Annotated in this window: 16 protein-coding genes; 15 read left to right on the forward strand and 1 reads right to left on the reverse strand. The window is 67.5% G+C overall.

Features of this window, described 5'->3' with window-relative positions; translation table 11 throughout:
* Window positions 1-228: 228 nt before the first annotated feature.
* From ABGB08_RS34900 to thiD, 5 genes are all read left to right on the forward strand, one after another.
* Window positions 229-1047: a hypothetical protein gene (locus ABGB08_RS34900; protein WP_347599343.1), complete on the forward strand. Its 819-nt coding sequence runs from the start codon at window positions 229-231 to the stop codon at window positions 1045-1047.
* Between the two features lie 2 nt (window positions 1048-1049).
* Complete coding sequence (locus ABGB08_RS34905) at window positions 1050-1931, forward strand: ADP-ribosylglycohydrolase family protein (protein ID WP_347599346.1); 882 nt, start codon at window positions 1050-1052, stop codon at window positions 1929-1931.
* 120 nt (window positions 1932-2051) lie between these two features.
* Window positions 2052-2936 (forward strand): helix-turn-helix transcriptional regulator, encoded by an 885-nt coding sequence (locus ABGB08_RS34910; protein WP_347599349.1) that lies wholly within the window; start codon window positions 2052-2054, stop codon window positions 2934-2936.
* 20 nt (window positions 2937-2956) lie between these two features.
* Window positions 2957-3172: a DUF397 domain-containing protein gene (locus ABGB08_RS34915; RefSeq protein WP_347599352.1), complete on the forward strand. Its 216-nt coding sequence runs from the start codon at window positions 2957-2959 to the stop codon at window positions 3170-3172.
* A gap of 66 nt (window positions 3173-3238) precedes the next feature.
* On the forward strand, window positions 3239-4051 hold the full coding sequence (thiD, locus tag ABGB08_RS34920) for a bifunctional hydroxymethylpyrimidine kinase/phosphomethylpyrimidine kinase (protein ID WP_347599355.1): 813 nt from the start codon (window positions 3239-3241) through the stop codon (window positions 4049-4051).
* 20 nt (window positions 4052-4071) lie between these two features.
* Here thiD and rpmB read toward each other — a convergent pair whose 3' ends face one another.
* A complete protein-coding gene (gene rpmB, locus ABGB08_RS34925) occupies window positions 4072-4257 on the reverse strand; it encodes a 50S ribosomal protein L28 (RefSeq protein WP_155336401.1) in 186 nt (61 codons plus the stop codon).
* 209 nt (window positions 4258-4466) lie between these two features.
* On the opposite strand from rpmB, the gene ABGB08_RS34930 reads away from it, so the two are divergent.
* The 10 genes from ABGB08_RS34930 to ABGB08_RS34975 all read left to right on the forward strand — a co-directional run bounded on the left by ABGB08_RS34930 (window position 4467) and on the right by ABGB08_RS34975 (window position 13492).
* On the forward strand, window positions 4467-6023 hold the full coding sequence (locus tag ABGB08_RS34930) for a DAK2 domain-containing protein (RefSeq protein ID WP_347599358.1): 1557 nt from the start codon (window positions 4467-4469) through the stop codon (window positions 6021-6023).
* Window positions 6024-6057: 34 nt separating this feature from the next.
* Window positions 6058-8223: an ATP-dependent DNA helicase RecG gene (gene recG / locus ABGB08_RS34935; protein WP_347599361.1), complete on the forward strand. Its 2166-nt coding sequence runs from the start codon at window positions 6058-6060 to the stop codon at window positions 8221-8223.
* Window positions 8224-8676: 453 nt separating this feature from the next.
* A complete protein-coding gene (gene rsmD, locus ABGB08_RS34940) occupies window positions 8677-9231 on the forward strand; it encodes a 16S rRNA (guanine(966)-N(2))-methyltransferase RsmD (protein ID WP_347599364.1) in 555 nt (184 codons plus the stop codon).
* Window positions 9232-9252: 21 nt separating this feature from the next.
* Complete coding sequence (gene coaD / locus ABGB08_RS34945; protein ID WP_155356300.1) at window positions 9253-9729, forward strand: pantetheine-phosphate adenylyltransferase; 477 nt, start codon at window positions 9253-9255, stop codon at window positions 9727-9729.
* 79 nt (window positions 9730-9808) lie between these two features.
* The gene (locus ABGB08_RS34950; RefSeq protein ID WP_347599368.1) at window positions 9809-10366 is read left to right on the forward strand and encodes a YceD family protein; all 558 of its coding nucleotides are present in this window, start codon (window positions 9809-9811) and stop codon (window positions 10364-10366) included.
* 1 nt (window position 10367) lies between these two features.
* Window positions 10368-10547 carry a 50S ribosomal protein L32 gene (rpmF, locus tag ABGB08_RS34955; RefSeq protein WP_155356298.1) on the forward strand — a complete coding sequence of 60 codons (180 nt, stop codon included), beginning with the start codon at window positions 10368-10370 and terminating at the stop codon, window positions 10545-10547.
* A 265-nt stretch (window positions 10548-10812) separates the two neighbouring features.
* Window positions 10813-11550 carry a ribonuclease III gene (gene rnc, locus ABGB08_RS34960; protein ID WP_155351508.1) on the forward strand — a complete coding sequence of 246 codons (738 nt, stop codon included), beginning with the start codon at window positions 10813-10815 and terminating at the stop codon, window positions 11548-11550.
* Window positions 11551-11563: 13 nt separating this feature from the next.
* Window positions 11564-12436, forward strand: a complete 873-nt coding sequence (gene mutM / locus ABGB08_RS34965; protein ID WP_347599372.1) for a bifunctional DNA-formamidopyrimidine glycosylase/DNA-(apurinic or apyrimidinic site) lyase — start codon at window positions 11564-11566, stop codon at window positions 12434-12436.
* A gap of 366 nt (window positions 12437-12802) precedes the next feature.
* Window positions 12803-13108, forward strand: a complete 306-nt coding sequence (locus ABGB08_RS34970; RefSeq protein WP_347599376.1) for an acylphosphatase — start codon at window positions 12803-12805, stop codon at window positions 13106-13108.
* A gap of 189 nt (window positions 13109-13297) precedes the next feature.
* Window positions 13298-13492 (forward strand): hypothetical protein, encoded by a 195-nt coding sequence (locus tag ABGB08_RS34975; protein ID WP_155336276.1) that lies wholly within the window; start codon window positions 13298-13300, stop codon window positions 13490-13492.
* Window positions 13493-14047 lie beyond the last annotated feature (555 nt).

Genomic DNA, 14047 nt, shown 5'->3' on the forward strand with positions numbered 1-14047 from the left:
TCGGACGCCTCGCGGGGTAAGGACGCTTTGTGGGGTTCGGGTGACTCGCCGGGTTCGGACGCTTTCCGGGGTTCAGACGCCTTCCGGGGTTCGGACACTTTCCGAGGTTCAGACGCCTTGCGGGGTTCGGATGACTTGCCTGGGGAGGCGACGCGCGCCGATCTGGAGCTTGTTCCCCAGGCGCAGGTCGACTATCGCTGGCCGCCCGCAGAGTCTTCCGGTGTCGCTGTGGAGCTTTCCGGGAAGTCGCGTGACAGCGGCCCGGACGTGTTCACCGAACCCAGCGCTCGAGGCCGTTTCGGGCGGACCGCGTTGTTGTCCGGTCTGTCGGTGCTGGTGGCGGTGGGGATCACGTTCGCCGGGGTGAGGCTGGTCGGAGACCGTACCGACCTGGTCTTGGAACCGCCTGCGTCCAGTTGCGAGCCGGGCGGCTGCGGAGCGGCCCCCGCCGTCCCCCAGCCGTCGGCCACTGATTTCGCCACGCCGGAGGAGTCACCTTCCCCGACAGCGGACAAGCCAAAGCCGAAGCCCACCCCCAAATCCACGGCCCCCGCAGTCGTTCAGGCGAAACCAACGCCTAGCCGTACAAACTCCCCGAAGCCCAAGAAGTCGCCCACGCCCACAGCGACCGAAGACGACGACGAGGTTCCCGTAGGGACCAGCCTCGAAGAAGGCGGCGGTCCGTCGAGCAACGATGACGCGCCAGCCGACGGGAACACGCTCCGCGTGGCGGCTCCCGCCGTGACCGTCGCCTTCGAGGTGACCCAAGAGGATTTCGACGGCTACGCCGCCCGCATCGTCGTTCTAAGCGGCAACGAGGACATTTCCGACCTCCGCCTCGCCATACCCGTCACCGGTGAGGTCCTGACGGTGGAGGGCGCTCAATGGGAGGTTCGGCGCGGACAACTCATTCTCACCTCTTTCGCTCCTCTTCTCGCCGGTGAGGAACTCGTCGTCGAAATGATCGCCAACGGCTCTCCCACCACCCCGTCCGGCTGCGTCCTGACCGGCGGCGACTGCACCATCGCCGCACCCCCCACGCTCTGAGTGTGGTCACCTCGAACCAAGTCGCGGCGGCGATTCGCGGCCTCGCCGCCGGAGACGCGCTCGGTGTGCCGTGGGAGACCATGCCACCCAAGCGCATCGACCGCACCCGCCTCTTCGACCTGCTGGCCAGCCGAGGCTGGCCCCGCGGCGCCACCTCCGACGACACCAGCCAGACCCTGATCGTCGCCCGCCTCCTCGCCGACACCGCGGGAACCCCCACCGCGGCCGAGTTCATGCGCCGCCTCTCCGCCGAAGCCGACCAGATCCGCGGCATGGGCTCCACCACCCGCCGCGCCCTCAAGCACTACACCTCCACCCACACATTCCCCGAAATATCCCCACAAAGCCGGGCCAGCAACGGCGCAGCCATGCGCATCGCCCCCGTCGGCTGGATCATCCCTCCCACCGACTCCGCCCGCCGCCGCGCCCTGGTCCACGAACTCTCCCGCAGCACCCACCCCCACCCCGTCTCCATCGGCGCGGCCTCCATCGTCGCCGCCATGGCCTCCCAAGCCCTCGAAGACCCCGCCGGAATCCTCCCCGCCGCCATCGCCGAAGCCACCCACCTCGCCCTCCCCGACTTCGCCCCCATCCACCAGGCGGCCACCGGCGCCTGGACCCCACCCCCCGGCGGCATCCCCATCCTGGCCGCCCCCACCATCGCCGCCGTCGTCCACACCATCCACCACTCCACCGACCTCACCACCGCCCTGACCTACGCGGTGACCCTCGGCGGCGACACCGACACCGTCGCCGCCATAGTCGGTGGAATCCTCGGCGGCATCCCCGACCAGCCCCCACCCCCCTGGTGGCCCCGCGTCCTGTTCCCCGAGGACGCCGAGGTAGACCAGCTGGCCACCCGGCTGACGGAACTCCGGAGCTAAGCCCTCTTCCGGCAATGCGGATTCGGAAAAGGAGCGTGCCAAAAGGGGTCCGATTCCGTTCCGTTTTGCGGAGAATGCTGAGAGTCACGTTGGATCCGCTGGTCGCACGATGACCAGTGCGTGGCTAAGTCCGAGAAGGGGTGGTTCGCGATGGCCGGCAGACGAGGTCCGACGCTACGAACGCAGTGGCTGGGCAAACAACTACGAGAACTCCGCGAGGCGGCGAAGCTCACGCTGCGAGACGCCGGAGACTACATCCAACGCGACCCCGCGACCATCAGCCGCATCGAGAGCGGCCTCGTGCCCGCCCGTACCCCGGACGTGATAGCCCTGCTCAATCTGTACGGCATTAGCAACAAGGCCAAACGCGAGGGAATGGAACGCCTCAGCCGCGAAGTCTGGCAGACCGGCTGGTGGGATGGTTATACGCCGGAGGCTCTCGGCGGCATGCTCGATCGGGCCTGGCTGGAGTCACGGGCAGAACGAATCCGTATCTATGAGCCGATGGTAATTCCGGGCCTCTTTCAGACCCGCGAGTACGCTTCGGCGGTCATTACAGCAGGTGACGCGGGCGCCAGCCCCGAACGTATTAACCAATGGCTGGAGTTCCGGATGGCCAGACAAAAGATGCTCGAATCAGACCCGCACCCACGCATCGAAATGATCCTCGACGAGGCCCTGATGCATCGCGTCATCGGCGGCCCTCGGGTGATGTCAGCCCAGCTGAGGCGGTTGGCGCTGGCCGCGGACCGGCCCGACGTGGAGGTGCGAATCGTGCCGTTCAGCGTGGGCGCGCACGCGAGTCCTAACGGTGGTTTCCTGATCTTCGATATGCCAGACCCATATCCCGATGTGGCCTATGCCGAAACCCGTGGAGGTGCTGTCTACGCCGAATCCGACGGGGCTGACAGTTTCATGCGAACGTATGATTCCCTTCAAACAATCGCCTTGATTCCGGACGCTTCGGCGAAGTTCATCCGGAACGCCGCGAAGCGGTTCGGGTAGGCGATACGGGAGGACGCGGCATGGATGGGCTGCGAAGTGTCGCATGGCACATCAGTTCAAGGAGTTCCAACGGGACCGGGCAGTGTGTCGAGGCGGGTCCGCTTGCTGACGGCACTGGCCGGGTGGCGGTCCGGCACAGCCGGCACCGCGACGGTGAGGTGATCATTTATACCCGCGCTGAGTGGGAGGCGTTCGTCGGCGGCGTCAAGGACGGCGAGTTCGACTTCTTCTCCTGAGGCGTGACGCCTCGAGCCACCGCTCCACGCACGTCGCCGGCTGGGCGAGCTGGTTGGATTGGGGGTATGACTCCTCCTCGTGTGTTAACGGTCGCGGGCTCGGATTCCGGTGGGGGTGCGGGGATCCAGGCCGACCTGAAGACGATGCTGGCGCTCGGCACGCACGGGATGAGCGTGATCGCGGCGGTGACCGCGCAGAACTCGGTGGGGGTTCAGGGGTACTGGGAGTTGCCGCCTGAGGCGGTCCGCGCGCAGCTGGACTCGGTGCTGGGGGACATCGGGGTTCAGGCCGTGAAGACCGGCATGCTGGCCTCGCCGGTTCTGGTGGAGACGGTGGCCGAGGTGCTCGCCGGGCTGGACGCGCCCGTGGTCGTGGATCCGGTCGGGGTGTCCAAGCACGGGGATTCGCTGCTCGCGCCGGAGGCGGTGGGGACGGTGAAGTCCAGGTTGTTGCCGACGGCCACCGTGGTCACGCCGAACCTGTGGGAGGTCGAGCAGCTCACCGGCGTGAAGGTCGAAGGCGAGGACGATCTTCGCCGGGCGGCCGACGCGGTCCTGGCGCTCGGACCCCGGTGGGCGCTCATCAAGGGCGGCCACCTGCCCGGGGAGCCCGTCGACCTGCTCACGGACGGCACGACCGAATATCGGTTCCGCGCCGAACGCCTGGACAACCGCCACACCCACGGGACCGGCTGCACGCTGGCCTCGGCCATCGCGTCATACCTCGCCCTGGGCGAAAACGTTCCGGACGCGGCGGAAAAGGCCAAGGCCTATGTCACTGGCGCGATCGCGAACGGGTTCCCTTTGGGGGCTGGGATCGGGCCGGTGGACCACGCCTGGCGGTGGCGTACCAATGCGAAACCCGCCACCGATGGGTGACGGGTTCAGGGTCGCGGGTGCTAGCGGGTGACCTTGCCTGCCTTGATGCAGGAAGTGCACACGTTGAGCCGCTTCGGCGTTCCGTTGACCGTCGCGCGGACAGTCTGGATGTTCGGCTTCCAGTTGCGCCGGGTGCGGCGGTGCGAGTGGGAGACGTTGTTGCCGAAAATCGGCTTCTTAGCGCAGATGTCGCAGACGGAAGCCACGGTCATCGCTCCTTCAGGATCAAGTCTTAGATCAGCTCATCCGAGCATGCCGGGACAACCGGCTGGCCACACGAGGATAGCCGATGTCCGCCCAAACACGCGAAACGAAGGCGCGGCGGAGACGGGATAACCTCGTACCTGCCAACGGTAGCGCATCGGGGGAGCGCCAGGACGCGGGTTGGGCGACGGTGCGAAATGAGGGCCGGTCAATGCTGAAGGTGCTCGATCCGGGGGCTGTCCGCGGCTGGGTACGGCGCTCGGCCGACGCGCTGGCCCGGGCGCGGGCCGAGATCGACGCGCTGAACGTGTTCCCGGTGCCGGATGGGGACACGGGCACGAACCTGCATCTCACGATGCTGGCGGCGGCCGACGCGCTGGCGGTCCTCGGCGCGGACGCGGACGCCGACCTGACCTGGCGGACCCTGGCGCAAGGGGCGTTATTGGGCGCGCGCGGGAACTCGGGGGTGATCGTCAGCCAGGTGCTCCGGGGCATGGCCGAGGTGCTGCGGCAGGCCGAGGGCCGTGGCGACGACGTCCGGGACGCGCTGGTGCGGGGCGCCGAAATGGCCAGGTCCGCGGTGGTACGGCCGGTCGAGGGAACCGTTTTGAGCGTGCTTGCCGCTGCTGCGGACGCGGTGCGCGAGCGGGACAGTGATCTGCCCGCGGTGGCCGGAGCGGCGGCGCGGGCGGCCCGGCAGGCGCTGCTGCGGACCACCGGGCAGCTGGACGTCCTGGCCCGCAACGGCGTCGTGGATGCGGGCGGCGCCGGGCTGACGATCATCCTGGAGATCCTGGCCGAGGTGGTCGCCGACGCGTACGCCGAGCGTCATGACGTGCCCGCGCCCGCCTCCGATCGAAGACCGGCCCCTGAGGTGGGGCAGCCCGGATACGAGGTCATGTACCTGCTCGACGCGGAGCAGGAGGCGATCGATCGCCTGCGGGCGGAGCTGGACGGGCTCGGGGACTCGCTGGTGATCGTTGGCGGGGACGGGTTGTGGAACGTGCACGTGCATGTCGACGATGCCGGGTCGGCGATTGAGGCGGGGTTGGGAGCCGGGCGGCCATACCGGATCAAGGTGACGTATCTCGGAGGGCGGACGCATACGCCCAGCCGTGGCGTGGTCGCGGTGGCGGCCGGGGACGGGCTGGCGGGGCTGTTCCGGGAGGCGGGGGCCGTGGTGGTGCGGCGGGAGCCCGGGGCGAGTCCGGCGCTGGCGGCCGTGCTGGCGGCGATCAGGGAGGCGGGGGCCGAAGTGGTCGTGCTGCCCAATGACAGCGGGGTCCGGGCGGTGGCCGTGGCGGCGGCGGAGATCGCCCGGGAGGAGGGGGTGACGGTGAGCGTGCTGCCGACCAAGGCGTCTGTGCAGGGGTTGGCGGCGTTAGCCGTACATGATCGGTTGCGGCGGTTTGATGATGATGTGGTCGCTATGACGGACGCGGCTGGGCATACCCGGCATGGGCATGTGTGGGTGGCCAACCGGGAGGCGATGACGAGTGCGGGGTTGTGCCGTCCGGGGGATGTGCTGGGCGTGGTGGATGGGGATGTCTCCCTGATCGGTACGGCTGTCGCGGAGGTCGCGGTTGAGGTCGTGGATCGCATGGTGTCCGCCAGTAGTGAGTTGGTGACGTTGGTGTCCGGGGCGGATTCTGGGGGGTCGTTGGCGCGAGTCGTACAGGACCATCTTGGGGTGGTTCGTCCGGATATTGAGGTTGTGCATTACGAAGGTGGGCAGGGTGGGTATCCGCTGCTCATCGGGGTGGAGTGATTGTTGTCGGGGATGCGCGGTAGAACTGGTTGACGTGACCAGGTTCGATGAGTCGTTGAAGCTCGCGGTGGGGGACAAGACGGCCGCGCCGTTGGAGAGTGCGCTGGGGATCAGCACCGTGGGTGAGCTGCTGCGTCACTATCCGCGGCGGTATGCGGAGCGGGGGGAGCTCACGCCGATCGCCTCGCTGGAGCATGACGATCATGTCACCGTGGTCGGGCGGGTGTCGGCCGTGCAGCGGCGGCCGATGAAGAACCGGCAGGGCACCTGGCTGGATGTCGAGGTGACCGATGGGAAGGATCGGCTGCGGCTGGCGTTCTTCGGGAAGGGCGCGTACGTGGCGGAGCAGCGGCTGCTGCCCGGGACCGAGGCCTTCTTTTCCGGAAAAGTCAACGTTTTCGCTACGCCGAATGGGGTCAAGCGGCGGTCGCTCACCCATCCGGACTATGTGACCGAGGATGAGGAGACCGCCGAGGAGTTCAGCACCGCGCCCGTGCCGATCTATCCGTCGGCGCAGAACCTGGCCACCTGGAAGATCCAGCGCGCGGTCCGGACCGTGCTGGACGTGCTCGAGCTCGATGATCCGCTGCCACCGGCGATGCGCAGGCGGCTGGGCCTGCCGGGCCTGACGGACGCGCTGAAGGCCATTCACCGGCCGCGGGACCACGGCGATATCGCGCGGGCCAAGAAGCGGCTCAAGTTCGATGAGGCGTTCCTGCTGCAGGCGGTGCTGGTGCGGCGGAGGATCGCGGCGGCGCAGTGGCCTGCCACGGCGCGGCCGGGCAAGGAGAGCGGCCTGCTCGCCGACTTCGACGCGCGGCTGCCGTTCCGGCTGACCGACGGGCAGCGTGAGGTCGGTGAGGAGATCTCCGCCGATCTCGGGAGTGAACATCCCATGCACCGGCTGCTGCAAGGCGAGGTCGGCGCGGGCAAGACCGTGGTCGCGCTGCGGGCGATGCTGCAGGTGGTGGATTCCGGCGGGCAGGCGGCGCTGCTCGCGCCGACCGAAGTGCTGGCCCAGCAGCATCACCGTTCGATCGTCGCGATGCTGGGCGACCTGGCCGGGGGCGGCATGTTCGGGGGGACCGGCGTGGCACTGCTGACCGGTTCCATGGGCGCGGCGGCCCGGCGCTCCAACCTGCTGGACGCGGCCTCCGGGGCGGCCGGGATCGTGGTGGGCACCCACGCGCTGCTCCAGGACAAGGTGCAGTTCGCCGACCTCGGCCTGGTGGTCGTGGACGAGCAGCACCGGTTCGGCGTCGAGCAGCGGGACGCGTTGCGGGAGAAGTCCCAGGGCGGGCGGCCGCACGTGCTGGTGATGACCGCCACGCCGATCCCGCGCACGGTCGCGATGACCGTCTTCGGGGATCTTGAGGTGTCCACGCTCAGCCAGTTGCCGTCGGGGCGGGCGCCGATCACGACGCACGTCGTTCCGGCGGCGGAGAAGCCGCACTATCTCCAGCGGTCGTGGGAGCGGATCAAGGAGGAGGTGGGGTTGGGGCGGCAGGCGTACATTGTCTGCCCGCGTATCGGGGATCAGGAGGGGGACGAAGGGGACCTGGCCAAGGAGGACGCCGAAGAGCGGCGGCCGCCACTGGCGGTGGTCGAGGTCGCCGAGATGCTCGCCGACGGGCCACTGCACGGTCTCCGCGTGGCTGTCCTGCACGGCAAGCTGCCCCCCGAGGAGAAGGACGCGATCATGCGCTCCTTCGCCCGGGGCGAGGTCGACGTGCTCGTGGCGACCACCGTCATCGAGGTCGGCGTGGACGTGCCCAACGCCTCCGTCATGGTCATCATGGACGCCGACCGCTTCGGCGTCTCCCAACTCCACCAGCTCCGCGGCCGCGTCGGACGAGGCGGCCTCCCCGGCCTCTGCCTCCTGGTCAGCGAAGCCGTCCCCGACACCCCGGCCCGCCTCCGCCTCGACGCCGTGGCCCGAACCCTGGACGGCTTCGAACTGTCCCGCGTGGACCTCGAACAGCGCCGCGAGGGCGACGTCCTCGGCGCGGCCCAATCCGGCCGCAAGTCCTCACTCCGCATGCTCCAACTGCTGCGCGACGAGGACGTCATCGAATCGGCCCGCGAAGAGGCTCTCTCCCTACTGACCGAAGACCCCCTGCTCGAATCCCATCCCGGCCTCAAAGCAGAACTCGACACCCTGGTCACGGACGAACGCTCCGAATATCTGGAAAAAACCTGACTTCGTCCGTTGGCAGGAAGGTAGAGCCTGCGGGGCGGTCTGTTGGAGAGTTCGGGGGCCATTTCCTGGGGGCCGATGCGGGTGGGTGGGAGTTCCACGGTGATCGGGAACCAGAGCGAAGCCACGGTGAGAGACCGGGTGGTCTCGAAACGGCGTAGGTCTGGGAGCAATCGCGTTGAGTGGGGGGCCGGATGGGGCCCTGGGCGTCAAAATGACCCAGGGCCCAGCCTTGGGACGGCCTCCCCCCGAATGCCGTCCCCGGCTGGGCCCACCCTCGGGTCAGGTGCCGAGGGCGCCGGCGTGCGGAAGGGCTCACGATCACGCCGGCCGGCCTTCCCCTGGGTCACCGTGAAGGCCGCAAGACCCATCTTGCAGGCAGGTGCGGGTGGAGGGAATCACCCTTACCTATTTCTCGCCACCTCTTACTCACTCTTGACCAGGGATAATGAGCAGATGACCAGGGTCATCGCAGGAAGAGCGGGCGGCCGGCGGCTGGCCGTACCACCGGGAAAGAGCACCCGGCCGACCAGCGACCGCGCCAGGGAAGGGCTTTTCGCCACCGTGGGGTCGCTGCTGGGGGTGCCGGAACGCACCCTCGACCTCTACGCGGGGTCGGGCGCCGTCGGGCTGGAATCCTTGAGCCGCGGCGCGTCGCACGCGTTGCTGGTGGAATCGGACGCGAAGGCCGCCAGGACGATCCGGGAGAACATCGCCGCGCTCGGCCTCCCCGGAGCCGTGTTGCGCGCCGACCGGGTAGAGCGGGTGGTGGCGCAATCGTGCGCCGAGCCGTATGACTTCGTGTTCGCGGACCCGCCCTACGCGGTGCGCGACGAGACGCTGGCCGAGGTGCTGCTGGCGCTGCGGGACAACGGCTGGCTGACATCCGGCGCGTTGGTCGCGGTCGAGCGCGAGACGAGAGGGAAGGATCTTCGATGGCCCCCCGGGTTCGAGGAGGCCCGGGCCCGTCGCTACGGTGAAGCGACCGTTTGGTACGGTCACGCCGAATGAGCCCGATCTAAGGGGTGTGTGGTGCGCCGAGTTGTTTGTCCGGGGTCATTCGACCCTGTCACCAATGGTCATCTCGACATCATCGGCCGGACGTCCCGGCTCTACGACGAGGTCGTCGTCGCCGTTCTGATCAATATCGAGAAGAAGAGCCTCTTCACCGTCGAGGAACGCATCGACATGCTCCAGGCGGTCACCAAGGAGTACGGCAATGTCCGCGTGGAGAAGTTCCACGGCCTGCTCGTCGATTTCGCCAAGCAGCAGAGTATCCCGACCATCGTGAAGGGCCTGCGCGCGGTCAGCGACTTCGACTACGAACTCCAGATGGCCCAGCTGAACTACCGCATGTCGGGCGTGGAAACCCTCTTCATGTCCACCAACCCGGAATACTCGTTCCTCTCCTCCAGTCGCCTGAAGGAAATCGCCCGCTATGGCGGCGACGTCTCCGGCCTCGTCCCCGACTTGGTCCTGCGGCTCCTGGTGGAACGCCTGCGCGGCTGAGGATGCCCATCCGGGCTGGTATCGTTGGACTCTGGCCTTGCACGACGGCGGTGATTCGCCATGCCTTATGGAAAGCAGGATGAGTCTGCCACGCCTCGACCCCCGAGCTCCCTGGGTGATTTCAACTCATGATCTGGGCCGGCGACCGGGGTCGATGCGCAAGATGAGTCCGACGCTTCCGGCGCCGGTGGATCTCGCGGTCGGCATGATCGGCGTTCCCAAGGACGCCGAGGTCGAGGTGGATCTCCGGCTGGAGTCGGTGATGGAAGGCGTGCTCGTGACGGGCACGGCGGGTGCTCCGCTCAGCGGGGAGTGCTCGCGCTGTCTGGATCCGCTGACCTCGGAGATCGAGGTCGGGTTCCAGGAGCTCTTCTTCTACTCGGCGGAGGACGCCGGAGAGGACGATTCGCTCCTCGACGGCGAACTGCTCGATCTGGAGCCGACGTTCCGTGACGCGGTGGTGCTCGCACTGCCGTTGAGTCCGGTGTGCCGCGAGGACTGCCCGGGGCTCTGCCCGGAGTGCGGGGCCAAGCTGGCGGACGCCGGCCCTGACCACCGGCACGACCGGGTTGACAGCCGGTGGGCGTCACTGCAGGGCCTGAAAATAGACGATAACGAAGACGATCAGGAGGCCTGACGTGGCCGTTCCGAAGCGGAAAATGTCGCGGAGCAACACCCGCGCCCGCAGGTCCCAGTGGAAGGCGACCGCGGTCGTGCTCGTGAGCTGCCCGCAGTGCCGCTCGCCGAAGCGCCCGCACATCGCGTGCCCCGAGTGCGGCACTTACAACCGCCGTCAGGTCATCGTGCCGAAGGCCTGAGCAAGCGCTCAGCGATTCCCGGCTCGCCGCGGTTCCGGGCGCGCCTGAGTTTGTGGGATTCCGGCGCCGATCGGGTCGTCAAACCGGCCCGGTCGGCGTTACCTTGCTTCACAAGCGCTTCGCAGTGGAGCGTGTGCGGTGGCGGCTCGCCCGCGGCCGTGGTGGACGCCGGGTGCGTACCCGACGCCCACCACGCCTTCGGGCTTCGTCAAGATGATCCACCTGCCACCGTGCTTCGGCGTTGCCATGCACGAGGAGGAAGATCATGATTGGCAAGCCCGTCGCCGTGGAGGCCGTCCGCGATGAGCTGGAGCGGGTGCTCGACGTCCGGCTCAGCACCGAGATCCTGGAGCGGGCGCTGACGCACCGCTCGTATGCGTACGAGAACGGTGGCCTGCCGACCAACGAGCGGCTGGAGTTCCTGGGTGACTCCGTGCTCGGCCTGGTAGTCACCGACACCCTGTTCCGGGGGCATCCGGATCTGCCCGAGGGCCAGCTGGCGAAGCTGCGCGCGGCCGTGGTCAACATGCGGGCGCTCGCGGACGTGGCCAGGACCCTCGATCTGGGGCGGTTCCTGCGGCTCGGCCGGGGCGAGGAGGGCACCGGGGGCCGGGACAAGTCCTCCATCCTGGCCGACACGCTGGAGGCCCTGATCGGCACGGTTTACGTGGACAAGGGGCTGGAAGAGGCCTTCCGGGTGGTGCACCTGCTGTTCGACCCGCTGATCAAGCGTTCCGCCTCGCTCGGGGCCGGGCTCGACTGGAAGACCTCGCTGCAGGAGCTGACCGCCTCGGAGATGCTGGGCGTGCCCGAGTACCATGTCGACGAAAGCGGCCCTGACCACGCCAAATCGTTCGTGGCGACCGTACGGGTCGGGGGGCAGGAGTATGGCACGGGGGCCGGGCGCAGCAAGAAGGAAGCCGAGCAGCAGGCCGCCGAAGCCGCCTGGACGGCGATCCGCGACCTGCGTGACGCCCGTGAAGCGGCGGTCGGCAGAACCTGACACAGGAGCATAGATGCCGGAATTGCCCGAGGTTGAGGTTGTCCGGCGCGGGCTGGAGACCTGGGTGGCCGGGCGGGAGATCGCTTCCGCCGAGGTCCTCCATCCGCGTGCGGTGCGCCGCAACACCGGCACGCTCGCGGACCTGCTGGTCGGCCGCACGGTGGTGTCGGCGGAGCGGCGTGGCAAATACCTGTGGCTCCCGCTTCGTGAGGGGGATTCACCGGTTGAGGACGCGCTCATGGCCCATCTGGGGATGAGCGGCCAGCTTCTGATGGTCGAGCCGAAAGAGCCTCCGGAGAAACATCTGCGGGTCCGGATCGGCTTCACCGACGAAGGCCCCGAGTTGCGCTTCGTCGATCAGCGCACGTTCGGGCATCTGCTGGTCTCCCCCCTTGCGGTACGGCCTTCGCGTGACGTTCCCGAGCCGATCGCGCATATCGCGCCCGACCCTTTCGAGGAGGCGTTCGACGATGCCGAGTTCACAATCAGGATTCGCCGCCGCCAGACCGGGGTGAAACGGGCACTCTTGGATCAATCGCTTATTAGTGGCGTGGGCAACATCTATGCGGATGAGGCGTTGTGGCGGGCCAAGCTGCACTGGGCGCGCCCGACCGAGACGCTGACCGGCAAGAAGGTGGCCGAGCTGCTCACGGCCGCGCGTGGGGTGATGACCGAGGCGCTGGGGGAGGGCGGGACGTCCTTCGACCGCCTCTACGTGAACGTGAACGGCGAGAGTGGCTACTTCGACCGGTCACTCGCTGTGTACGGCCGGCGGGACGAGCCGTGCCCACGCTGTGGGACCCCGATCCGGCGGGACGCGTTCATGAACCGATCCAGCTACAGCTGCCCGAAATGCCAGCCGAGACCGAGAAACGGCAGGTGGTGAGGGTATATCGGATGAAGAGGGTATATATCGCGATGACTAGCGTGGTACGTGCGTCTGCACGTTCACGCTGAGGCTGTCGTTGGGAAACCAGGTGACGGCGGGGGACGGTGGAGCCCGGGGGAAGGGATGGGCCTCGGGAACCTCCGATCCTGTTGTTGCCAGGTTCGAGGGTTGTGGTTGGAAACCATGGTGACGGCCGGGGCTGGCGGAGCCTGAGGGAAGGGATGGGCCTCGGGAACCGCCGAACTTGTTGTTGCCGGGTCGTAGGGAACTGCGGTGACGGCTGGGGCTGATGAGCCTGGTGGGGCCTTTGGGGCCCCCGATCCTGTTGTTACCGGGGCTTTGTGTAGGCTGCGTCGGCGCGGGATGACTTCTGGCGATTGGATTGGGGGTGAGTTTGGTGTGGTGAGGCTCACAGTCTGGGTGAAAGGGCGTGTACAGGGTGTGGGCTTTCGCTGGTGGGTGCGGTCGAGGGCGTTGGAGCTCGGCTTGCGCGGATGGGCGCTCAACTTACCGGATGGGCGGGTTGAGGTTGTGGCCGAAGGGCCACGGGAATCTTGCGCCGCGTTACTTGACCTGTTAAGTGGGGGTGACACGCCCGGCCAGGTCACAGGCGTGATAGAGCGGTGGAGTGATCCGAAAGGGGCGGTTGTCGGCTTTGTGGAGCGATAGCCCCTTCCCTTAAACCACCCAAATGAGGTATATTTACATGTCGACAGTGTCCATCGGCCGCTCATTGTGAAGCGTTCAACTTGACCGCCTCCGCAGCCGGTGCGACTCTTGAGAAGAACCACGCGCACCCCTCCCGCGGCTTGAAGTGCGCGAACCAGTCTGGTCACTCAGCGTGGAGGACCCTTAACCATGGCGAAGGCTCTACTCGGCCACGTCGGCGGTCCTGACCCTCGTATGGTCTCGGAAATGCGTCGCCTCCAGCAGCGCATCCGTGACTTGGAGGCAGAACTCACCCGACTCCAGGCACAAAACGATGCGCTTGCCGCGCAAACTCGTGATGAGGCTCTGGTTAGGCTGCAGGATCGCGAGCCGGCTCTCACCTGAGAGGCCGGGTCACAACACGAATGAAAATTGTCAGGGGCGCCTCGAAAGGGCGTCCCTTGTCATTTCCACCCACATTTCCGATGATGTTCCGCCTCCCTTGCCACTCCTATGGCAATTCTTGACGACCCATAGGCCAACTTTCCAGATTATTTCGTACGCCCCAGCCCCGAAACCGGAAGACCCCCACCCACCCATCAACTCCCCTCAGCGACTCCCACCCCTGTCGTTACCGGGTTTCTCCCACCCACCCAGCCCTTTGTTTCCCCTCGGGCTCCGCCCGCCCCCGCCATCCCCGTGGTGTCCCCACACGCCACGACAGCTTCAACACGGTGGTTCTCCCACCCACCCAGCCCTTTCGTTCTCCTTCGGCTCCGCCCCGCCCCCGTCGTTGCCGTGTTTCTCAGCCGACACGACAGCCTCGGCGCGGCGGTTCTCTTCGTGCCCCCCACCCGCCTCCGCCGTGATTCCCATACGACTTGCCGAGTGAGACCGAGCCCCAACATCGGAAAGCGGGCGGGGAAGCCTCACTCTGCCGAGTTCTCTCGCGTGGAAACC

Origin of the sequence: Acrocarpospora sp. B8E8 (genome assembly GCF_039871605.1) — a bacterium.
GTDB classification, from domain to species: Bacteria; Actinomycetota; Actinomycetes; order Streptosporangiales; family Streptosporangiaceae; genus Acrocarpospora; species Acrocarpospora macrocephala.